This window comes from Bacillus sp. B1-b2 (assembly GCF_009183415.1).
In the GTDB taxonomy this organism is placed as follows: Bacteria; Bacillota; Bacilli; order Bacillales; family Cytobacillaceae; genus Niallia.
Map to the genome: position 1 here is coordinate 1 of NZ_WEHU01000008.1, position 21,018 is coordinate 21,018.

At 34.6% G+C, this 21,018-nt stretch carries 18 protein-coding genes; 7 read left to right on the top strand and 11 right to left on the bottom strand.

Annotated features, from left to right (window positions below):
- The first annotated feature begins 491 nt into the window (after window positions 1–491).
- Complete coding sequence (locus F9279_RS09320) at window positions 492–2,450, top strand: LTA synthase family protein (RefSeq protein ID WP_152112377.1); 1,959 nt, start codon at window positions 492–494, stop codon at window positions 2,448–2,450.
- Window positions 2,451–2,662: 212 nt separating this feature from the next.
- Here the strand turns inward: F9279_RS09320 and F9279_RS09325 are convergent, their stop codons facing one another.
- The 3 genes from F9279_RS09325 to F9279_RS09330 all read right to left on the bottom strand — a co-directional run bounded on the left by F9279_RS09325 (window position 2,663) and on the right by F9279_RS09330 (window position 3,910).
- The gene (locus F9279_RS09325) at window positions 2,663–3,007 is read right to left on the bottom strand and encodes a hypothetical protein (RefSeq protein WP_193224522.1); all 345 of its coding nucleotides are present in this window, start codon (window positions 3,005–3,007) and stop codon (window positions 2,663–2,665) included.
- Between the two features lie 72 nt (window positions 3,008–3,079).
- Window positions 3,080–3,220 (bottom strand): hypothetical protein, encoded by a 141-nt coding sequence (locus F9279_RS25150; protein WP_193224523.1) that lies wholly within the window; start codon window positions 3,218–3,220, stop codon window positions 3,080–3,082.
- A gap of 21 nt (window positions 3,221–3,241) precedes the next feature.
- A complete protein-coding gene (locus F9279_RS09330; protein ID WP_226793385.1) occupies window positions 3,242–3,910 on the bottom strand; it encodes an alpha/beta fold hydrolase in 669 nt (222 codons plus the stop codon).
- Between the two features lie 185 nt (window positions 3,911–4,095).
- Between F9279_RS09330 and F9279_RS09335 the strand changes: the two genes are divergently transcribed.
- Window positions 4,096–4,575: a hypothetical protein gene (locus F9279_RS09335; RefSeq protein WP_152112379.1), complete on the top strand. Its 480-nt coding sequence runs from the start codon at window positions 4,096–4,098 to the stop codon at window positions 4,573–4,575.
- A gap of 135 nt (window positions 4,576–4,710) precedes the next feature.
- On the opposite strand, the gene modB is transcribed toward F9279_RS09335, so the two are convergent.
- Both modB and modA read right to left on the bottom strand, forming a co-directional pair.
- Window positions 4,711–5,367 carry a molybdate ABC transporter permease subunit gene (modB, locus tag F9279_RS09340; RefSeq protein WP_152112380.1) on the bottom strand — a complete coding sequence of 219 codons (657 nt, stop codon included), beginning with the start codon at window positions 5,365–5,367 and terminating at the stop codon, window positions 4,711–4,713.
- A 4-nt stretch (window positions 5,368–5,371) separates the two neighbouring features.
- Entirely contained in the window at window positions 5,372–6,169 is a 798-nt protein-coding gene (gene modA, locus F9279_RS09345) for a molybdate ABC transporter substrate-binding protein (RefSeq protein WP_152112381.1), read from the bottom strand.
- A 295-nt stretch (window positions 6,170–6,464) separates the two neighbouring features.
- Here modA and F9279_RS09350 point away from each other — a divergent pair, with 295 nt between their 5' ends.
- Window positions 6,465–7,553, top strand: coding sequence for a GerAB/ArcD/ProY family transporter (locus tag F9279_RS09350; RefSeq protein WP_152112382.1), 1,089 nt, complete (start codon window positions 6,465–6,467; stop codon window positions 7,551–7,553).
- Between the two features lie 90 nt (window positions 7,554–7,643).
- Here the strand turns inward: F9279_RS09350 and F9279_RS09355 are convergent, their stop codons facing one another.
- Complete coding sequence (locus F9279_RS09355) at window positions 7,644–8,684, bottom strand: NAD(P)-dependent alcohol dehydrogenase (RefSeq protein ID WP_152112383.1); 1,041 nt, start codon at window positions 8,682–8,684, stop codon at window positions 7,644–7,646.
- Window positions 8,685–8,917: 233 nt separating this feature from the next.
- On the opposite strand from F9279_RS09355, the gene F9279_RS09360 reads away from it, so the two are divergent.
- The gene (locus F9279_RS09360) at window positions 8,918–9,325 is read left to right on the top strand and encodes a MerR family transcriptional regulator (RefSeq protein WP_152112642.1); all 408 of its coding nucleotides are present in this window, start codon (window positions 8,918–8,920) and stop codon (window positions 9,323–9,325) included.
- A 369-nt stretch (window positions 9,326–9,694) separates the two neighbouring features.
- Window positions 9,695–10,531 carry an STAS domain-containing protein gene (locus tag F9279_RS09365; RefSeq protein WP_152112384.1) on the top strand — a complete coding sequence of 279 codons (837 nt, stop codon included), beginning with the start codon at window positions 9,695–9,697 and terminating at the stop codon, window positions 10,529–10,531.
- A gap of 237 nt (window positions 10,532–10,768) precedes the next feature.
- Here the strand turns inward: F9279_RS09365 and F9279_RS09370 are convergent, their stop codons facing one another.
- Together F9279_RS09370 and rnz are read right to left on the bottom strand one after the other, a co-directional pair.
- Entirely contained in the window at window positions 10,769–12,925 is a 2,157-nt protein-coding gene (locus tag F9279_RS09370; protein WP_152112385.1) for an NTTRR-F1 domain, read from the bottom strand.
- A 328-nt stretch (window positions 12,926–13,253) separates the two neighbouring features.
- On the bottom strand, window positions 13,254–14,168 hold the full coding sequence (gene rnz / locus F9279_RS09375) for a ribonuclease Z (RefSeq protein ID WP_152112386.1): 915 nt from the start codon (window positions 14,166–14,168) through the stop codon (window positions 13,254–13,256).
- Window positions 14,169–14,566: 398 nt separating this feature from the next.
- On the opposite strand from rnz, the gene zwf reads away from it, so the two are divergent.
- Both zwf and F9279_RS09385 read left to right on the top strand, forming a co-directional pair.
- Window positions 14,567–16,039 (top strand): glucose-6-phosphate dehydrogenase, encoded by a 1,473-nt coding sequence (zwf, locus tag F9279_RS09380; RefSeq protein ID WP_226793418.1) that lies wholly within the window; start codon window positions 14,567–14,569, stop codon window positions 16,037–16,039.
- Window positions 16,040–16,117: 78 nt separating this feature from the next.
- A complete protein-coding gene (locus F9279_RS09385) occupies window positions 16,118–17,215 on the top strand; it encodes a metallophosphoesterase (protein ID WP_152112388.1) in 1,098 nt (365 codons plus the stop codon).
- Between the two features lie 247 nt (window positions 17,216–17,462).
- On the opposite strand, the gene gndA is transcribed toward F9279_RS09385, so the two are convergent.
- The 3 genes from gndA to F9279_RS09400 all read right to left on the bottom strand — a co-directional run bounded on the left by gndA (window position 17,463) and on the right by F9279_RS09400 (window position 20,789).
- A complete protein-coding gene (gndA, locus tag F9279_RS09390; protein ID WP_152112389.1) occupies window positions 17,463–18,875 on the bottom strand; it encodes an NADP-dependent phosphogluconate dehydrogenase in 1,413 nt (470 codons plus the stop codon).
- 141 nt (window positions 18,876–19,016) lie between these two features.
- The gene (locus F9279_RS09395; RefSeq protein WP_152112390.1) at window positions 19,017–20,282 is read right to left on the bottom strand and encodes a DNA polymerase IV; all 1,266 of its coding nucleotides are present in this window, start codon (window positions 20,280–20,282) and stop codon (window positions 19,017–19,019) included.
- Window positions 20,283–20,321: 39 nt separating this feature from the next.
- Complete coding sequence (locus F9279_RS09400) at window positions 20,322–20,789, bottom strand: chemotaxis protein CheW (RefSeq protein WP_152112391.1); 468 nt, start codon at window positions 20,787–20,789, stop codon at window positions 20,322–20,324.
- Between the last annotated feature and the right edge of the window lie 229 nt (window positions 20,790–21,018).

The following is a 21,018-nucleotide window of genomic DNA, read 5'->3' on the forward strand; positions in this document are numbered from 1 at the left end:
GTCTTCCTCCAGTCTGATTAGTTTGTGTGGTGCTTACTAAATTCGACATTTTGGGGAGGTACTCCTTTTTTTGCATCTCTGAGAGCTTGAGGCTCTAAGCGTTAAATTTATGAAATTGATTCAATTAGTAATTTCTAGAAAAAACAGTTCATGAATACTTTAAATAACTTGTAGAGTATTGAAACTAATGTAGCAGAGAAAAAAACACTCATTTCCTTAAGAACCTAAGTAAGGAGTGCTGATTTGTTGCGACTTAACAGCTAACTAAATGCAATAATCCATCCCTTATAAAATAAGTCTTAATATCTCATTCATTCCCTTTGTGCTGTTCTAGAAGGACAACTTCACCCATAAATTACATTGTAAAGAATTAATATTATTGTAAAGAAAAATAGAGTGTTTTATGTTTTTATTTTAATTTTACGTTAAAGTATGTTAAAATTTTGTTTTAGAAATATAATAGATTGCTAGGAGGTAGGTGCAACACAACCATGAAAAGCTTATTACTTACATTAAAAAATACATCTAATAAATTCTTTAGCCTTTTTCTATTGACCGTATTTTTCCTTTGGATGAAAACGTATATAATACAACTTACACAATTTGACCTAGGAATAGACAATACACTTCAAAAATTTCTTTTATTCTTTAATCCTTTAGGATCGTCGTTACTATTTTTAGGATTAGCTTACTTCTTTAAAGGTCGTAAAAAATATATTATGCTTATGGTGATTTACTTCTTCATGACGTTTTTACTATATGCGAATGTTTTATATTATCGATTCTTTAACGACTTTATTACATTGCCAACTTTATTCCAAACACAGAATTTTGGGGATGTTAGCGGAAGTGTAAGCTCCTTATTACGCGCACATGATTTCTTTTTCTTTATAGATTTTCTTGTGTTAATTGGATTACTGATTTTTAAAGTGTTTAAAATAGAAAGAACAGATATGAAACGTCGTAAAGTCGCGGCATTACTTTCTTTAGCTCTAGGGATTTCCTTTTTAAACCTTTCTATAGCTGAGACAGATCGACCAGAACTATTAACACGTGGTTTTGATCGAAATTATATTGTGAAATATTTAGGAATGTACAACTATACGATATATGATGCTGTACAAAGTACAAAAGCATCTGCACAAAGAGTTACGGCGAAAAGTAATGATATTACGGAAGTAATTAACTTCACTCAATCAAATTATGCTGAGCCAAATCCAACATATTTTGGCACTGCTAACGGGAAGAATGTTATCTATTTCCATCTTGAATCCATTCAGAATTTCCTGGTTGATTATCAGTTAAATGGAGAAGAAGTAACGCCATTCCTTAACTCCTTGACTAAAGATGCCAATACCCTTTACTTTGATAACTTTTATCATCAAACTGCTCAAGGGAAGACAGCAGATGCAGAATTTATGCTAGAAAATTCTTTATACGGATTACCACAAGGTGCAGCATTTACAACAAAAGGGTTAAATACCTATCAGGCAGCTCCTGCAATTCTAGGTCAAAACGGGTATAGTTCAGCCGTGTTCCATGGAAATGCAGGAACCTTCTGGAACCGTAATGAAATCTACAAATCATTTGGATACACTAACTTTTTTGATTCTGCTTATTATGATATGAAAACAGAAGACTTAGCAGATTACGGCTTAATGGATAAACCGTTCTTTGAACAATCAAAAACACTGTTAGAATCGTTACCACAACCTTTCTATACGAAGTTTATTACAGTAACAAACCATTATCCATATCCAATTCCAGAAGAAGAAGCGTCTATTGCCCCACATACAACGGGAGATAAATCGGTGGATACGTACTTCCAAACAGCAAGATATGCGGATGAAGCATTAGAGCAATTCTTCACCTACCTGAAGGAAACAGGTTTATATGAAAACTCCATTATTGTTATGTATGGGGATCACTATGGTATTTCAGAAAATCATAATAAAGCCATGAAAACAGTACTTGGAAAAGACGAAATTACACCAACAGATAATGTAACACTACAAGAAGTACCATTAATTATTCATACACCTGGTTTAGAAGGTGGAGTCAATCATACGTATGGCGGACAAATTGATTTACTTCCAACCTTGTTACATTTATTAGGGATTGATACAAGAGAGTATGTACAGTTAGGGACAGACCTATTATCTGAACAACATGATCAAGTAGTACCTTTCCGTAATGGTAGTTATGTAAGTCCAACTATCACTTATACTGGTGGAAAATACTACGATACTACATCAGGTTTATTATTAGATGATACTCAATTAGAAGTTGCTAAAGAATATCAAGAATCTGTAGAGCATAAACTATATTTATCGGATAAAGTAGTAAATGGAGATTTATTACGTTTTTATACACCAGAAGGCTTCACTCCTGTAGATCGATCCAAGTATAATTATAAAAATGAAGCGTCGAACACTAGTGAAGTAGAATAAGTATAGTTATTCTACAGCTAATTAACCCCCGAATAAACATATTCGGGGGTTTTATTTATGACCAATATTAAATCAGTAAACCACTTTTTACATTTTGTATTTGATTATTTCCCCTGTGCTTCTTAACCTTCTTGAATGATATTTTTTTCAATTCCTTTCAGGCTCTTATCAAAATATGAACGAGCATTGTTATCGTAATTAGTTTTCTCTCCTTATTGGAAAAGAGATAATATACGATCCTTATTCTGATAATAAACAGAACCAGTAATAAACAGGATACCTTGTGCATCATGATCAACTAATAAAATAGTTGGCTCATTTCCAATATCAATGGTGGCAAAACCATCTTTATATTGCAGACTGGAACACTGTGTAAGTAACCACATATTATTTTCCTGTGCAAAATGAAACCATTGCTCACTAACATAATCTAATTCTTGTTCACTGGAGATTTTCACTGTAAAAGATGGTACTTCTGCATGATACGTTTTCCCACCAGACATGGTAAGTACTTTTCTTCCTGACTTTTGATGATAAATGTCTAACCTATTGCACATTAATAATATTGACTGCACATCATCTTCATCATATGCTTCAAGATGGATATAAAAAGGATAATGAAAGCATCCTTACACTGCTTTTTTCATCAAAATCAGTGTATCCTCCACATAATCTTCATTATCTCCATAAACATGATATTGTTCAAAATCACCTTTTAAGGTAACCCAATCTTGTTCTTTCTCGATATTATGTATTAGATGAACATTCATTAAATATCTCACCCTCAAGTTTCAATTATTGCGTAGAAATTCGCTCATCATATTATTATAAATATCTGGTTGATCTATATTAGCTGTATGTCCTGCTTGTGGAATCAATCCTACTTCAACCATGCTATTGTGTGTTTTGATATAATGTACAGAATCTATTTCATGCTGTTGGTTACTACCATTCAACACTAATGTTGGTACTTTCAAGTCCCTTAGATCTGTTTCGAAAAGACTAGGGTAATGAAATGTTTGTGAGTATAGAACCTTTTGTAAAGTATCAAACCACTTATCACCATGAAGCTCTTTAAAATGCCTAGCAACATTCTCATCATTCTGTTCAATATGTAAAAAATGGTGATACTGTTTTTCCATAACAGATTTTAGTTCATCTGGTATGAAAGGTGAATAACCAGTTAACATAATTCCAGATAATATGTTTGGTTCTCTCAATGCAATATGAACAGCGATAGAAGCACCTAATGATAGACCAATTATATACCCTTTTCCTTGTTCCTTTATCTTTGTGATGACCCAATTTACCGCATCTTCAAAGTAATCATCAACAGCCACTTTCTCTGAACTTCCATGACCAGGTAAATCAAGTAAAATCACTTCGTAGTTTTCTTTTTCTAAGAAATTTAATTGATTGGAAAAATGCGTTTTACTTGTTCCCATAAATCCATGTAACATATATATTTTAGATATAGGAAACACCTCCTTATATTTGTATTTAATAAAACGTTACTATAATTTAGTATTACTGTATATATCTTTCTATTCAATTTATAATAGAAGGTATTTATTTTATTTAGGTATACATAACTAATAGGTTAATTTCACAATATAACGTTAAAAGCTTTAGGGAGAAATATTTTATGACAAAATTAGGTAAGTTTCAATCGATTATGTGGAGCATTGCTTTACCAGGATTTAGCCAATTATTGACTGGTCAATATTTTAAAGGTACCCTATTTGTATTATCAGAGATCACCATTAATGTTTGCAGTCATTTTAACAAAGCTATTATGCTTAGTTTTTTAGGAGAATTCTCGAATGCTTCTTCTATTGTTGATTATCAATGGTTAATGTCTTATGCCTTTTTATATTTCTTTGCCATGTGGGATGCCTATAAGTATGAAATGCCTGAAAATGAGGAGCTTGCATTTCTTCCATTTGCTTCGGCTGCTGCATTTGTTACCCTTGGTCTTATTTATTCCAATGTAATTAAATTTTTCGGCCAGGTATTAGGGCCAGTTTTCACACCAATGATTTTTGTCATTCCTGGTTTAGCTAGCGGATTTGTGATCCGGTATTTATTATTAAATCTATCTCTGAAATACAAAATAAAGTCATAAAAAGACCGTTTATATAATAAATACTCCCCTATTCTAACTTTTAAAAAATAAATCACAAATTCTATTCTTAAAATAGAGTTTATGATTTATTGTGGTTTGCTGTCTTTCGATATTCACTTTCATCTTCTTCCTTCATCAAGACCTAACAACATATACGCAAACCAACATAATAAAGGATATAACGATTAAACTAATGACCCATAACCATGCTAACTCCATATTTCCTGAATCCATTGCCACATAAATTGCTGTTGGAGTTGTTTGCGTTTTTCCAGGAATATTCCCTGCAAACATTAAGGTCGCTCCGAATTCTCCTAAAGCTCTTGCAAAGCTTAGAATGGCACCTGAAATAATTGATTTCAAAGCAAGGGGAATAGAGATAAAAATAAATACATACCAACCATTTGCACCATCTACTCGTGCAGCATTCTCTATATCGCCATCTACGCCTTCAAACCCTGTCCTAGCAGACTGATACATCATTGGAAATGCAACAATGGTAGAAGCTATAACAGCAGCCCACATTGTGAACATAATTGGTTGATGAAATACCCATTCTAACATTTGACCGACTGGACTATTCCGACCAAAGATAATAATTAACAAAAAGCCTACTACAGTAGGAGGTAAAACTAAGGGAAGTAGTAAAAATGTTTCTACAAACACTTTTCCTTTAAACTTTCGTTTTGCCATGAATTTACCAAGAAATAATCCTAAAACAATTACTATAATGGATGATACAGTTGCTATTTCAATAGATAATAAAACGGGTGACCAAAAACTATTATTCATTGTTTTATCGAAGATCCTTAAATCCGTATTCTACTAGTATATTAATAGCATGATTATCCTTCAGAAAGTTATAAAAAAGTTCTGCTTCTTCCAAATGAGAGCTATTGTTCACAATACCTAGAGGATAAATAATCGGACCATGTAAGTCTTCTTCAGCTGTAGCAACTATATTTACTTTATCTGAGGTTAAAGCGTCTGTTTGATACACAATTCCTGCATCCACATTATTCGTTTCCACATATGTAAGTACTTGACGAACATCTTTTGCAAATACTACTCTATCTTCTATATCATCCCATACTCCTATATTTTCTAATGTATCTTTTCCATATTTTCCCGCTGGAACTGATTCTGGTGTCCCTAAAGCTACTGTATTGGCTTTTGTCATATCATTAAAGCTCTTCATTTCTATAGAAGAATTTTTAGGAGTAACCAATACTAAACTATTACCTACTAAATCTATTCCATTCTTCTCTTCTATCAATCCTTCAGCAACTAATGTATCAAACTTATCTTCTGCAGCAGAAAAGAATAAATCAACAGGAGCACCCTGTGAAATTTGTTGTTGTAGAGCACCAGACGCACCAAAATTGTAATTTATTTTGATAGTAGAATGTTCCTTTTCAAATTCTTCGCTTATATCCGTTAGTGCATCTTGTAAACTAGCAGCAGCTGAAACAGTCAATTCTACTGATTTTGGAGATTCTGTGTCTAGTTTCTCTGAAGTTTCTGTTTGTTCATTTGTTGAACAAGCAGTAAGGAAGAACATTAGTATAAGCATTTTAGGTACTATTTTTTTCATTCTGTAACTCCTTTATCTTTAGTTATTACTAATTATAGCTAGTTTTTTGTTTGAAAACTATTATTCTATTCACTAGTTTATTCCTGAATAAATGAATGACTTATCGTTTAGAATCTATTTACCGAGCCTTTTCATCACTCTTTCTTGTCCTCTAAACATTCAGAACAACTGTATCTATCTGATTTTCTACAACTTTAAGTCATTTATTAATAATGAGAATACTCCTATTAATATTACTAATAATATCATTATGTTCTTGTATGAATATTGTCTTACCAAAAAGGAGAAAAAGGTTATGCTGAAAGAAAAAATTTCTTCCAATCAATTACTTACCATTATATTATATTTCAACTTAGGCAGTTCACTTATCATTGGTCTTGGTAAAGATACTATGGAGGATGCATGGATAACGGTTTTAATCACTTCTTTCATAGGTATCTTGATTAGTATGTTTTATAATTATTTTCAAGAGCTAATTCCTAAGAAGAACTTTTTTGATATAGTAGAGCTAATCTTTAATCGTCCTATATCTATTATTATTACTCTTACTTATATCATTTACTTTTTTTACTTAGCTGAAAGAGTTACCCGTGACTTTGGAGAGTTAATAAGTGTCTATGTTATTCCAAATACCCCCATCGAATTCTCGATGTTCTTATTATTGTTTATAATTGGTTACATACTTTACTTAGGAATTGAGGTATTAGGGAGAGTTACGGAAGTATTTACTCCATATGGACTTTTCTTTATTTTTCTTCTCACCATCCTGTTATTCTCAAGTGGGAATATGGAAATGAAAAAGATTCAGCCAATTTTAGCAAATGGAGTGACTCCACTTTTTCAATCTATCTTTCCTTATGAAATTATTCGCCCCTACGGACAATTATTTGCTTTAACATTTTTCTTTTCCAGCTTACCTACTAACAAAATAACAAAAAAAACAATCATTTCAGCTGTTTTTATTTCAGGTATCATTCTTTCTATTGTTACTTTTACTATTACTGCTTCCCTAGGAGCAAGTAGAGCAATTTATACTAATTTCCCTTTAGTTGGTGCAGCTAGGTTAATAAATATAGCTGATTTTATCCAAAGGCTTGATGCTTTAGCTGTTTTTATTATTGCATTGGGTGTCATTATTAAAATCGCTATCTTTCTTTTGGCAGGATTAAAAGGACTTGAGTATATATTCCAAATACCTTACCGTTTTTTTGTTTTTCCAATGATTTGTGTATCTACCCTATTTTCTACTTTTATTAGCTTTAGTCTAACAGATCATCTGCAAGAATCTGTAACAGTAGTACCCTATTTACTAAGCCTACCATTTTTCTTTATGTTTCCTGCTTTTCTTATGATTATCATGCTTTTTAAACATCAAAAAAATTAATCTCTTAGATTTATGTTGTACCAAGCTATTTTTATTTAATAATAAGAAAGATGCCCAATAACTGAATAATTGGACATCATTTATTACTTTTTATATCGTACTAGTATCTATTACAAAGCGATATTTAACATCTGAAGCTAATACACGTTTATATGCTTCGTCAATTTGATCAGCTGAAATAATCTCAATATTAGGCACAATACTATGTTCTGCACAGAAGTTTAACATTTCTTGTGTTTCTTGAATGCCACCTATCATAGATCCTGCAAAAGAACGACGATGACCTATAAGTGCCATCACATTCAGTGATAAAGGCTCTCCAGGTGCACCGACATTAACCATTGTTCCATCTAGAGATAATAAGGAGAAATATGCATTTAAATCGATACTAGCACTTACTGTGTTTATAATAAGATCAAATGTACCAGCTAGTATCTCAAAGGTTTCTGGATTACTAGTAGCATAATAACTAGTAGCTCCAAACTGTAATCCATCTTCCTTCTTGCTCAAAGTTTGTGATAGGACGGTTACCTCTGCACCCATCGCATGAGCAATTTTAACTGCCATATGCCCAAGTCCTCCCAATCCAACTACTGCTACTTTCTTCGCTGGACCCGCTCCCCAACGTCTGAGTGGCGAATAAGTTGTAATACCCGCACAAAGTAATGGAGCTGCCGCATCAAGTGGAATGTTATCAGGTATCTTCACTACAAAGTCTTCTGTCACAACTATATGAGTAGAATAGCCTCCTTGCGTTGGTTCTCCATATTTGTCTACACCTGCATATGTAGGAATATTTCCTTTTAAACAATACTGTTCTTCTCCTTTTAAACAGTTTACACATTCTTTACAAGAATCAACCATGCATCCAACACCTACACGGTCCCCTACTTGATATTTCGTTACCTCTGAGCCTATTTCTGTTACAATACCAGCTATTTCATGTCCAGGTACTAATGGATAATTAACAGCTCCCCATTCTCCATGTGCAGTATGAATGTCTGAATGACAAATCCCTGCATATTTTATTTCAATTAATACATCCTGTAAATCAAGCTCACGTCTTTTATTTTCAGTTGCTTGGAACTGTTCTTTTGCACCATAAACAGCCCTTGCTTTAGCGATTGTCATCTTTTCAACCTCCATAAATAATAAATGTAACGAGAAAAGAAGGAGCTTACTTTACTGAAAGAAGCTTTAACTACTGTCTCTCCTTATCTCTATCCAAGAATAGAATAATACCTCTAGTTAACTCTAGGTCAAGCAATGAGGAAAATTTTTTATAAAAAGAAGATTAGTATTTTTTGACAAGGTTGAACCAAAATGATAGAATTTCGCAAAAATAGATTGAAGAGGAGCTTATGATGATAACCTATTCTATTAGTGAAGCAGCAAAAGAATTAAATCTTACCATTTATACATTACGGTACTATGATAAAGAAGGACTAATGCCTTTTGTAGAACGTAATGCAAGAGGAATTCGAATATTTAAGGAATCCGATATTGAAGCATTAAAAATCATTCAATGCTTGAAGGCTACAGGTATGCCTATTAAAGATATAAAAGGGTTTATAGCATGGTGTTCGGAGGGAGACTCCACGTTACAACAAAGGTACGACCTATTCCTAGAGAGAAAAGCAACGGTAGAAGCACAAATGGACGAGTTAAGAAAAACAATGGAGATAATTAATCATAAATGCACCTATTACATGTCTGCCTTAGATGCAGGAACAGAGGAAATCCATAAGAAACGAAAGCTAGAATTTAATTAAATTTAATGGACACTGGATTCTTTTATTAAGTATATGTACAGATTTAGAATTCTTTTTTAATTAATAGGAGAAAAATATATGTTTTTTATGTTTTAAATTATTCTGTATTGGGTAAAAGATAGTAGCTTTTTCTGATGATAATATGTGTTTAATAATAATAAGCTTTCACCATTAACAAGTCATAAAGAGGCATAGATAAGAGAGCTTACTCAAAATGTGAAAATATATATACTCAGGATTTATTTAGCTTACATCAGAAAAATCTACTATTACTAATACAGGCTGAATACTTACTCAGCCATTTCTAAGAAATTTCTTTAATAAGAAGGAAATTTCCTTAGATTTAATTACTTTTGGGAGGACTATAAGTTGTACGTAAATAATCAACTTTACCAATTTTTTATTGAAAAAACATGGAGTTTAACAGAGGAATGGTATACGAGCATTGATAAGTCTAATACTGCTGGGATCTATGCTACAGAAAACCCAAGTGTCATAGAATTATTAAAACAACAAAACTATGAATTCCATGTAAAATTTTCTGAGGTTTTTAATAAAGAGAAAGAAGCATTTCTATTCGACTTCAAATCATGGATTTTAAAAGTAGCCAGTGACCCAGAGCACACGCAAACTCCTATACAGTTTATTATTAAAGAATTTCATAGGACCCAAGAACAGTATTTAAAATTAGCCAAACTCTTCATAGAAAGGGATAAAGATAACTACTCCATACAAGAAATCCACCAAATATACCACTCTATTACAGTCACAATGAATCATGTAATAGAGTGGTTTACAAAAGAATTCAATAAAAATGCCGAAAAAAGACTACATGCCCAACAAGAATTAATTTTAGAGCTTAGCACACCAGTAATAGCACTCAATCGCAATGTTGCTTTATTACCACTAGTTGGAGAGATTGATACAACTCGTGCAAAAATTCTCTTAGAAAAAACCTTAGAGGAATGTAATCGCTTAGGTATTAACGTTTTACTTTTAGACCTTTCTGGTGTAGTTATAATTGATACGATGGTAGCACAACAAATCTTTCAATTAATTGATGCTTTATCCTTAATCGGTGTGAAAACCCATCTTTCTGGAATTCGACCAGAAGTAGCTCAAACAGCTATACAACTTGGTTTAAAATTTGATAAGGTATCTGTTAACTCTACACTTGCAAAATCAATTAAGTTGGCATACATATAAAATAGAAGAAGCCTTCTAAATGCCTGGTAAAAATTTCGAAGGCTTCATTATTTTAGAATGATATGATATTTCATCTTAAATATTGATTTATATTCTAATAATATTTGCTTTTATTTCCTCTAGCTACCATATAGAAACCATTATAAAGTTACATTAATTTCCCATTTTATTTTCCATTTACTAATTATATATACTTATTAAAATGACTACCTTAATTCTCAAGGTAGTCATTCTATTTTAAACGAATCTGATAATATTGGTTGATCTTGATTCAGCACTAGCTGACGTTATATTTGCTACAGTTGTAGTAATAACGTTAACAGTATAGGTGTTTGTCCCAGCTGTAGGTGGCAAATCTACATACGTGACTGCCAGATTGAATCTTTGTGTTCCTGCAGCAGTACCCGTTCTCGAAAGTGTTTGTTGATTTAATATTGTCCCATTTCTTCTTAAAATTACATTAAAATTAACTACCCAGTTGGCAGTTGTAACAAAAGCAACAACTTGGGAAGTGTCTATTTTTATTTCGTTTCCTGCAGTTACTGGTACTGTAATAGTATTAACTATTGTTTCTGTACCTAAAGGGATAACTATAGGTACTGTAGGCTGATCATAGAATAGTGCTGCTACTGAAGGCAGTCCGGTAGCTCCGGTAGGACCTGTTGGACCCGTCACTCCTGGTGGTCCTGTTGCTCCCGTTGGACCAATTTCCCCTGCTGGGCCTGTTGGGCCTGTTGCTCCTGTTGGACCGGTTTCTCCTGCGGTTCCTGTTGCTCCCGTTGGACCAATTCCCCCTGCTGGGCCTGTTGCTCCCGTTGGTCCGATTTCTCCTGCTGGGCCTGTTGCTCCCGTTGGGCCAGTTACTCCTGCGGTTCCTGTTGCTCCCGTTAAGCCAATTTCCCCAGCTGGGCCTGTTGCTCCCGTTGGACCGGTTTCTCCTGCAGTCCCTGTTGCTCCCGTTGGACCGGTTTCTCCTGCAGTCCCTGTTGCTCCCGTTGGACCGGTTTCTCCTGCTGGGCCTGTTGCTCCCGTTGGGCCGGTTTCTCCTGCTGGGCCTGTTGCTCCCGTTGGACCAATTTCCCCTGCTGGGCCTGTTGCTCCCGTTGGACCGATTTCTCCTGCTGGGCCTGTTGCTCCTGTCGGGCCGGCTTCTCCTGCAGGTCCTGTTGCTCCCGTTGGGCCGGTTTCTCCTGTAGGTCCTGTTGCTCCCGTTGGGCCAATTTCCCCGGCAGGTCCTGTTGCTCCCGTTGGGCCAGCTACCCCTGCCGGACCGGTTGCTCCTGTTGGTCCGGCTACTCCCACTGGACCTGTTGCTCCTGTTGGTCCGGTTACTCCGGCAGTTCCTGTTGCTCCCGTTGGTCCAGTTACTCCGGCAGTTCCTGTTGCTCCCGTTGGTCCAGCTACCCCTGCCGGACCGGTTGCTCCCGTTGCACCTGCTACTCCTGCTGGGCCGGTTGCTCCCGTTGCACCTGCTACTCCTGCGGGACCGGTTGCTCCCGTTGCACCTCTTACTCCTGCGGTTCCTGTTGCTCCTGTTGGTCCGGTTACTCCGGCAGTTCCTGTTGCTCCCGTTGGTCCAGTTACTCCGGCAGTTCCTGTTGCTCCCGTTGGTCCAGTTACTCCGGCAGTTCCTGTTGCTCCCGTTGGTCCAGTTACTCCGGCAGTTCCTGTTGCTCCCGTTGCACCTGCTACTCCTGCCGGACCGGTTGCTCCCGTTGCACCTCTTACTCCTGCGGTTCCTGTTGCTCCTGTTGGTCCGGTTACTCCGGCAGTTCCTGTTGCTCCCGTTGGACCTGCTACCCCTGCCGGACCTGTGGCTCCCGTTGGACCTGCTACTCCAGCTGGCCCGGTTGCTCCTGTTGCTCCAGCTACTCCAGCTGGGCCTGTTGCTCCCGTTGGTCCTGTTGGTCCACTAACACCCGAAACAGTTAAAATCGTTACATCATCTACTAAAACATCAGAACCACCTTGTAAAGGAATAGTATTTATAAGCAAATAAGCTTGACTAGTACCACTTGGTGCAGTCATAGTTGTTAAATAAATATCATGCCATGAACTAGTTTGAGCATTTGGCAGTCTACTTGAAGGAACATAGGTAGAAAAGCCTGTACCAAGTAACTCCGAATTAGAACCATAGAAAAATAATTGAATATATACAGTAGGTGCTGGATTTGTATTAACTTTAGCCAATGATAGAATTACTTCATAGCTTTCCTCAGGATTCACTGGTACAAATTGACCAATATAAGCTGGCGTTTCTCCTTGTTGAAGTAAAGCAGAATAGACCCCTGAATGCGAAAATTGACTTGTAACGGAAGAATTAGAAGATGAAATCCAACCAGTTAAATCTCCTGATTCAAACCCACCATTCGTAATAAAATTTATTATACTCATCTAATACTCCTTTCTTTTTTATATTTCTTAACTAGATATCATATGAAAAAGAGCTCCTCTTTGGCTAAACGCTTCACGACAATCACTAACACATTTTTTCTACTAAACGAAAAAAGCGGAAGTAAATTAATAACTTCCGCTTAAAAAAACTATTCATCTATTAATATTTTTTACTTTACAGAAATTTCCCCACCTATAAAACATCCATTCATTTATAAGTGGATTTCCTTATATAGATTAAAATAAAAAAAGTAGATTAAATATTGCTCTACTTTTCTTCATTATTCAAATTATGTAAAATAGAAAAAGGTATATCCTAATACTTTTTTTATATATCAAATTCAGCTAAATCCTCAGCAATGGATACATGTTCAAAAACTTTCTTTGCCTCTGTAAGTAATTGCTCTGTATCAGTATAATCATATCTTGCACTAATATGAGTCATAATTAATCTTTCTACATTTGCATCCTTAGCAATTGTAGCTGCTTGTGTAGTGGTAGAATGGAAGTATTCTTTTGCTATTTCTTCTTCCTTTTCTGAAAAAGTTGCTTCATGTACAAGGATAGAAGCATTACTTGCTAATGTTTGTGCATTAGCACAAAATCTAGTATCACCAAGAATAGTTACAATCCTACCTTTAATAGAGGAACCAACAAACTCACCACTTTGTACTATGGATCCATCCTGTAATACTACATCTTTTCCTTCTTTAATTTGTTTGTAGATTGGTCCTGGTGATATACCGTATTCCAATAATTTATCTGTATCCAGTTTTCCAGGGCGATCTTTCTCCACAATTCTATATCCGAAGCTTGTGACTCCATGGTCTAATTCTCTTGCTTCCACATAAAAACTATCATCCTCAAAAATAATTCCTTCTTGCACTTCTACTACCTTTAGCTCATATTTTAGATAAGTTTGGCTAATAGAAAGACTAATGCGAATGTATTCTTCTATCCCTTTTGGACCATAGACCGTAACAGGTGACTCTCCACCTTGAAAAGATCTACTTGATAAAAAACCAGGTAGGCCGTAAATATGGTCTCCATGCAAATGCGTAATAAAAACCTTTTCTACCTTTCTAGGTTTAATACTTGTATGTAAAATTTGATGCTGCGTTGCCTCTCCACAGTCAAATAGCCATATAGTTCCTCTTTCTTGAAGCATCTTTAAAGCGATTGCTGTAACATTTCTTGCTTTTGCTGGTACACCCGCACCAGTACCTAAAAATTGTAGTTTCATTTGAAGCCACTTCTTTCTGTAAGTTTTTCTTTAATCACAAATATTCCTTTGAGAATAAATTATAATATATTATTTCATACTATTAATAATTCTAATAATTAATCAAAATTTAAAATCTATTCATTTCTCGAATCTTTTCTCTAGTAACTTTTTCTATTATATTGTAATATCTACAATGACGAAAATAAAAAACGTTAAATATAAATAGTTTAAATTTTTGCAAAAATTCAAAACATAAGGGTTGCTATATCTTAAATAAAAAGTTAAAATTTTATAACTGTATAGGTAATTTAAGTTACAATATTAAGAGAGCTAATGCCGTATTGAATTTTTACATACATATAATGAAAAGAGGTACGTAAAAAGTGAACGAACAACAACCATCAAATGCACTTATCATGATCTTCGGTGCTACTGGAGATTTAGCTAATAGAAAGTTATTCCCATCATTATACCGTCTTTATACAAAAGGAAAATTATCTAATTTTGCTGTAGTTGGTGTAGGAAGAAGAACATTAACACAAGAGCAGTTTAAACTTAATATCATTAACTCTGTTTCAGAAGCAATGAAAAGCACAGATCCAGAACAACTTGAAACATTTGCTTCTTTCTTCTGCTATCATTCCCATGATGTCGCTGATTCTAGCTCTTACCAAGAATTAAAAAGTATCGCAAATGATTTAGACACTAAATATTCCCTTAATGGAAATCGTGTATTCTACCTAGCAATGGCACCAGAATTCTTTGGTCCTATTGCCATTCATTTAAAACAAGACGGTTTAACTGATGTAAAAGGATTTAAACGATTGATTATTGAAAAACCATTTGGTCATGACTTAGAATCTGCCAAAGAACTAAATGAGCAAATTCGTACTGCATTTTCAGAGAATGAAGTGTACCGTATTGACCATTATCTTGGAAAAGCAATGGTACAAAACATTGAAACAATTCGTTTCTCTAATGCTATTTTCGAAAATCTATGGAACAATCGCTATATCTCAAACATCCAAGTAACTTCTAGTGAAGTATTAGGAGTGGAAGAACGCGGAAGATACTACGAGACAAGTGGTGCGCTTCGTGACATGGTACAAAATCATATGCTACAAATGGTTGCACTTCTTGCAATGGAACCACCAATTAAACTAACTCCTGATGAAATACGATCTGAGAAAGTTAAGGTTTTCCGTGCTATGCGACCAATGGAAGTTCAAGATGTAGATAACTACTTTGTAAGAGGTCAATATGGTAAAGGTCAATTTGATGGTGTAGAAGTACCTGGATACCGTGAAGAACAAATGGTAAACCCAAGTTCTAATACAGAAACATTTGTTGCTGGAAAAGTAATGATTGATAATTTCCGTTGGGCTGGTGTTCCATTCTATATCCGTACAGGAAAAAGATTAGACAGCAAGTCAACGAAAATTGTTATTCAATTTAAAGATATCCCAATGAATTTATATAACCGTCCTAATCAAGAAATCACACCAAATCTTTTAGTCATTCACATTCAACCAGAAGAAGGAATTACGCTTCACTTGAATGCGAAAAAAGCAGGACAAAACATGGAAGCAACACCTATTAAGCTGAGTTATGCTAATACTGGTATTGCAGGCATTAACACGCCAGAAGCTTATGAAAAACTTATTGATGACAGCTTAAAAGGAGATGCAACAAACTTTACTCACTGGGATGAAGTAGCATTATCTTGGAGCTATGTTGATAAGATTTCTCAAGCATGGACAGAAAAAGAAGCTACACATTTCCCTAATTATGCTGCTGGGACAGTAGGACCTAAAGAAGCAGATGAATTATTAGAACAAGATGGCTTCTTCTGGTGGCCAGTAAACCAATTTGAAGTAGATATCTGTTAAATAGTTAAATACGAAAACGTGAATAAAAAACTATTCACGTTTTTTCTTTATCATTGAAAGTAAGGAGAAATTATTTTTATGAACAGATTAAAGGCTGTTATTGGTGTTAGTGTTGCGTTTCTTATATATACGATCATTCTCTTCTATATTGGTTGGAATGGCTATGTTTGGCTCTCTTCCTTAGAGATATTAGATTATCCAATTCCATACATTGCATTAATAATCTTATTTGGTTATTCCTATATTCTTAGTCATGTTAGCCACTTCTCTTTTTTCAAAATTATTGGCTCTTATTGGTTAGCCATTTTACAATATGGAATATTGATATTCCCAATCGCAAACATAGCTTGTTATGTATTAAATCCTTATATTCAAGCTACAGAAATAATCGGGAGTATTACCTTTCTTTTAATTGCATTTATTTTAATCTATGGGTCCTTTAATGCTTATTCTCCTATTATTCGTACCTACAAACTAACCATTGCAAAAAAACACGCACGTAGACCTTCTCTGAAGATAGCAATGGCGTCTGATATGCATTTCGGCACTTTATCTGGGAGGAAGCATCTAAATCGCTTAGTAACCAATATAAACGACTTACAGCCTGATTTAATATTATTCCCTGGCGATATTATAGATGATGATCCTACTCCCTTTATGAAAAAGAAAATGGGAGATCAACTAGCAAAGCTGTATGCTCCACTAGGGATTTACGGTGTATTAGGAAATCATGAATATTATGGGAAGATGATACCTGAATTTATTAAAGAAATGGAGCGTGTAGGGGTTAAAATATTATTAGATGAAAAAATAACCATTGATGATACTATCCGATTGATTGGTCGAAAAGATAAAACAGATAAAGACAGATTAACGATACCTTCTCTTTTAGAAAATGAAGAATCAACTTTGCCTATTGTAATGATGGACCATCAACCAGCAGAACTAGAAGCTGCCATGAATGATGGGATTGATGTTATACTGTCTGGACACACTCATCGCGGACAAATGGCTCCCAATCATTTAATCACTAAGAAAGTATTTGAATTAGACTGGGGTTATAAGAAAAAGAAACAACTACATGCTATTGTATCTTCTGGGTTTGGCTTTTGGGGTCCTCCCATTCGAATCGGGAGTCGTTCTGAAATTCTTTATATTGATATAACTTTTGAATAAAGTTACTTAATATTCTTATATTTAGATATTTTTATTGAAGATAATAGGAACTAACTATTATCTTTTTTGTTACTATATTCTTTGATTGCGTAAAATTAAAAGTTATCTATTTAAATTTTTGCTATCACTTCTAACTTGGGTTGAAACTATTCATCGTGATAATATGGGAGACGAAAAACTATTATATGATTAAGAGTTGTAAAAACGAGAAGAAGCACACTGCAAATGCAGAGTGCTTCTTTTCATATTATTTCTCCATCCAATTTGTATGGAATACGCCTTCTTTATCTACACGCTCATAAGTGTGTGCACCGAAGTAATCACGTTGAGCTTGAAGTAAGTTAGCCGGTAAAGTAGCTGTACGGTAGCTATCGAAGTAAGCTAATGCAGCAGCAAAGCTTGGTACAGGAATTCCGTTTAGAACTGCTCCTGAAATTACTTCACGTAGTGCAGCTTGATAGTTCTCAGCGATTTCACTGAAGTATGGATCTAATAAAAGATTTTTCAATTCTGGATCAAGATCATATGCATCTTTAATTTTTTGTAAGAATTGTGCACGGATGATACATCCACCACGGAAGATCATTGCGATCTCACCATAATTTAGGTTCCAATCATACTCATTAGAAGCTTCTCTCATTTGAGCAAAACCTTGCGCATAAGAAACGATTTTGCTTAAGTATAATGCTTTACGAACAGATTCGATATAAGCTTGTTTGTCGCCAGTGAAAGCTTTCACTTCTGGTCCAGAAAGAACTGAACTTGCTTTTACGCGCTCTTCTTTCATTGCAGAAATAAAACGAGCAAATACAGATTCAGTGATCATTGGAAGTGGAACACCTAAGTCTAGAGCACTTTGACTAGTCCATTTACCAGTACCTTTTTGACCAGCCGTATCAAGAATTAAATCAACTAGTGGCTTACCAGTTTCTTCGTCAACTTTCGTGAAGATATCTGCAGTGATTTCAATTAGGTAGCTATCAAGCTCACCTTTATTCCACTCAGAGAATACTTCATGAAGTTCTTGTGCGTCTAATCCAAGAACATTTTTCATAATGAAGTATGCTTCACAGATTAATTGCATGTCTCCATACTCGATACCGTTGTGTACCATTTTTACATAGTGACCAGCACCATCTGGACCAATGTATGTTGTACAAGGCTCATCGCCAACTTTAGCAGAAATATCTTGGAAGATTGGAGCTACTAGCTCGTATGCTTCTTTCTGACCACCAGGCATGATAGAAGGTCCTTTTAAAGCTCCTTCTTCTCCACCTGATACACCAGTACCTATAAAGTGAATACCAAGCTCGCTAAGTTCTTTATTACGTCTTTGTGTATCTTTAAAGAAAGTATTACCACCATCAATGACAATATCTCCTTTATCTAATAAAGGCTTTAATTGCTCAATAGTAGCATCTGTAGCAGGTCCTGCTTTAACCATTAACATAATTTTACGAGGAACTTCTAATGATTGTACAAATTCTTCTAAAGTGTACGTTCCTACTAAATTCTTTCCTTCTGTTTCTTTCAGCATTTCTTCTGTTTTTTCTTTAGAACGGTTGAAAACGGAAACAGTATAGCCTCTGCTTTCGATGTTCATAGCTAGGTTTTTACCCATTACCGCTAAACCGATTACACCAAATTGTTGTTTTGTCATGTTAAACGTTCCTTTCTAAACTATATATAGGTAATAGTAGAATTCACTTTACTTTAGCAAGATTTATAAACTAATGCAACTATATGATACCATGTTTTTGGTCCATTTTCGAAAAAATATTTTTTAATTTCATTTGGTTTATTAAAATTTCTTTCCATGTAAAAAATCTTTATTAAAACTAGTATGTGTGCCTACATCTTCTTCTTTTTGTGAAATATTATTTCGTTCAGAAGCAGGTTCAATAATAGATTTTCCATACTTTGATTTAAGCTTCTCAATAGCTGACCACAACGGTTCTTTATCTGCTTCCTTTTCATAGGAAAACAAATCTAATTGCTTTACTACTATATTATTGTCTATTAAATCACTTGCTGTTATACCTAGTAATCGAACGGGATTACCATCCCATACTGATAAAAAGATTTCTTTACTAAACTGATTGATTTCTTCTAAAGTTTTTATTGGGTTTTGTAGTTTTTTACTTTTGGAATAATTTTTGCGATTGCTATACCGTATAGTGACACTAATATTCTGCGCATGTACTTGCTTTTTTTTCATTCTTGTTGCTACTTTATCAGATAGTGATTCGATTACTTTAAATAGCTCTTGCTGGTTTTTTACATCTCTTGGTAAAGTGGTGGAGTTACCAATACTTTTGAATTCATTCGCAGCTTCAGGATCTACAAGCCGATTATCTCGGCCATTTGCCCTTTCCTTTAGACGAAATCCATTAATTCCTAATAGTGCTTTTAATTGAATATCATTTGCCATTGCTAAATCCTTAATAGTAGCTATTCCAATTGATCGCAATTTCTCTCCTGTTTTAGCTCCTATACCGTGCATCTCTTCAACATCTAATGGCCAGAGGATGATAGGAATATCTCTTTTCCTTAATATAGTAATGCCCATCGGTTTTTTCAAATCAGAAGCTGTTTTAGCAAGGAATTTATTTGGAGCAATACCAATACTACAAGGTAGATCTAGTCGTTCAAAGATTTGCTTTTGTATGGTATTTGCAATATGAATGGGAGAACCTAAATCATAACTGTTCGTTATATCTACATACCCTTCATCAATTGATACTGGTTCCACCAATTCTGAAAATTCATACAATATTTGAAACATAGCTAGTGAAGCTGTACGATATCTCTGAAAATTAGGAGTCAGGGTAATTAGATCAGGGCAAAGTTTCTTCGCTTCCCATAATGGCATGGTGGTTTTTACACCGAATTTCCTTGCTTCATAACTACAAGTAATAATAATCCCTCTTCGCTCTTCTGCATTTCCTGCAACAGCTACTGGTTTGCCTTTAAGGTTTGCATCATACGCCATTTCCACAGATGCATAAAAACTATTCATATCAACATGTAAAATAACTCGGCCATTTTTAGGATAGTATTCCTTCATATTTAACTGACCATCCTTTAAGTAGCCTGACGGATAAGATTATGCAGGCTGATTTTTCATAAACTCTTTAATATCCTTTACTCCTTCAAGTGAATCTAACAGAATGGTAGGATCTAACATTAAGATTAAGCGATTTTCTAGATTGATTACATTAGTAATATATTCTGTTTTTTGATATGCTGCGATACCTACATTTTTAAAGTGCTCTTCTTTAATATCTAAGATCTCCTTGGCATCATTTACAATAACAGCGAATGACATATCAGACGTGCGAACAACAATTAACTTATTATGTACACTTTGTTCTGTTAATCGATTATATAAAACACTTTGTAAATCAATAACTGGTATTAATTCCTCTCTTACTTTCGTAAGTCCTCTAACGAATGCTGGTAATTGTGGTACAGGTGTAATATTTTCTTCTTTTTCTATAGAAATGACATAATTCACATCTATAGAGTATTCCCCGTTTACTACTTTAAAAATAACGACTTTTTTATCTATCATTTCAATTCCCCCATTTTAAACCAAACTGTATAATATTCTAATAATATTTTCCTCTGTTTTGCATATAATTGCAAGTATTAATAGAAACGCTTGTTTGCATAATGATACAAGTTTATTAGGTTTGGTTGTTTAGTTCTCAGAAAATGATTTATTTGTATATTCTGCTGCAATACGTATGTACCACCTGTGAGAATGTGGTTTTGGCTGAGAGCCTTTGTATTTATCAAAC

Bases quoted from the DNA above. Each gene is read 5' to 3' on its own strand.
- F9279_RS09320 (WP_152112377.1), top strand. From the start codon at position 492: ATGAAAAGCTTATTACTTACATTAAAAAATACATCTAATAAATTCTTT.
- F9279_RS09325 (WP_193224522.1), bottom strand. From the start codon at position 3,007: ATGTGCAATAGGTTAGACATTTATCATCAAAAGTCAGGAAGAAAAGTA.
- F9279_RS25150 (WP_193224523.1), bottom strand. From the start codon at position 3,220: ATGAATGTTCATCTAATACATAATATCGAGAAAGAACAAGATTGGGTT.
- F9279_RS09330 (WP_226793385.1), bottom strand. From the start codon at position 3,910: ATGTTACATGGATTTATGGGAACAAGTAAAACGCATTTTTCCAATCAA.
- F9279_RS09335 (WP_152112379.1), top strand. From the start codon at position 4,096: ATGACAAAATTAGGTAAGTTTCAATCGATTATGTGGAGCATTGCTTTA.
- modB (WP_152112380.1), bottom strand. From the start codon at position 5,367: ATGAATAATAGTTTTTGGTCACCCGTTTTATTATCTATTGAAATAGCA.
- modA (WP_152112381.1), bottom strand. From the start codon at position 6,169: ATGAAAAAAATAGTACCTAAAATGCTTATACTAATGTTCTTCCTTACT.
- F9279_RS09350 (WP_152112382.1), top strand. From the start codon at position 6,465: ATGCTGAAAGAAAAAATTTCTTCCAATCAATTACTTACCATTATATTA.
- F9279_RS09355 (WP_152112383.1), bottom strand. From the start codon at position 8,684: ATGACAATCGCTAAAGCAAGGGCTGTTTATGGTGCAAAAGAACAGTTC.
- F9279_RS09360 (WP_152112642.1), top strand. From the start codon at position 8,918: ATGATAACCTATTCTATTAGTGAAGCAGCAAAAGAATTAAATCTTACC.
- F9279_RS09370 (WP_152112385.1), bottom strand. From the start codon at position 12,925: ATGAGTATAATAAATTTTATTACGAATGGTGGGTTTGAATCAGGAGAT.
- rnz (WP_152112386.1), bottom strand. From the start codon at position 14,168: ATGAAACTACAATTTTTAGGTACTGGTGCGGGTGTACCAGCAAAAGCA.
- zwf (WP_226793418.1), top strand. From the start codon at position 14,567: ATGATCTTCGGTGCTACTGGAGATTTAGCTAATAGAAAGTTATTCCCA.
- F9279_RS09385 (WP_152112388.1), top strand. From the start codon at position 16,118: ATGAACAGATTAAAGGCTGTTATTGGTGTTAGTGTTGCGTTTCTTATA.
- gndA (WP_152112389.1), bottom strand. From the start codon at position 18,875: ATGACAAAACAACAATTTGGTGTAATCGGTTTAGCGGTAATGGGTAAA.
- F9279_RS09395 (WP_152112390.1), bottom strand. From the start codon at position 20,282: ATGAAGGAATACTATCCTAAAAATGGCCGAGTTATTTTACATGTTGAT.
- F9279_RS09400 (WP_152112391.1), bottom strand. From the start codon at position 20,789: ATGATAGATAAAAAAGTCGTTATTTTTAAAGTAGTAAACGGGGAATAC.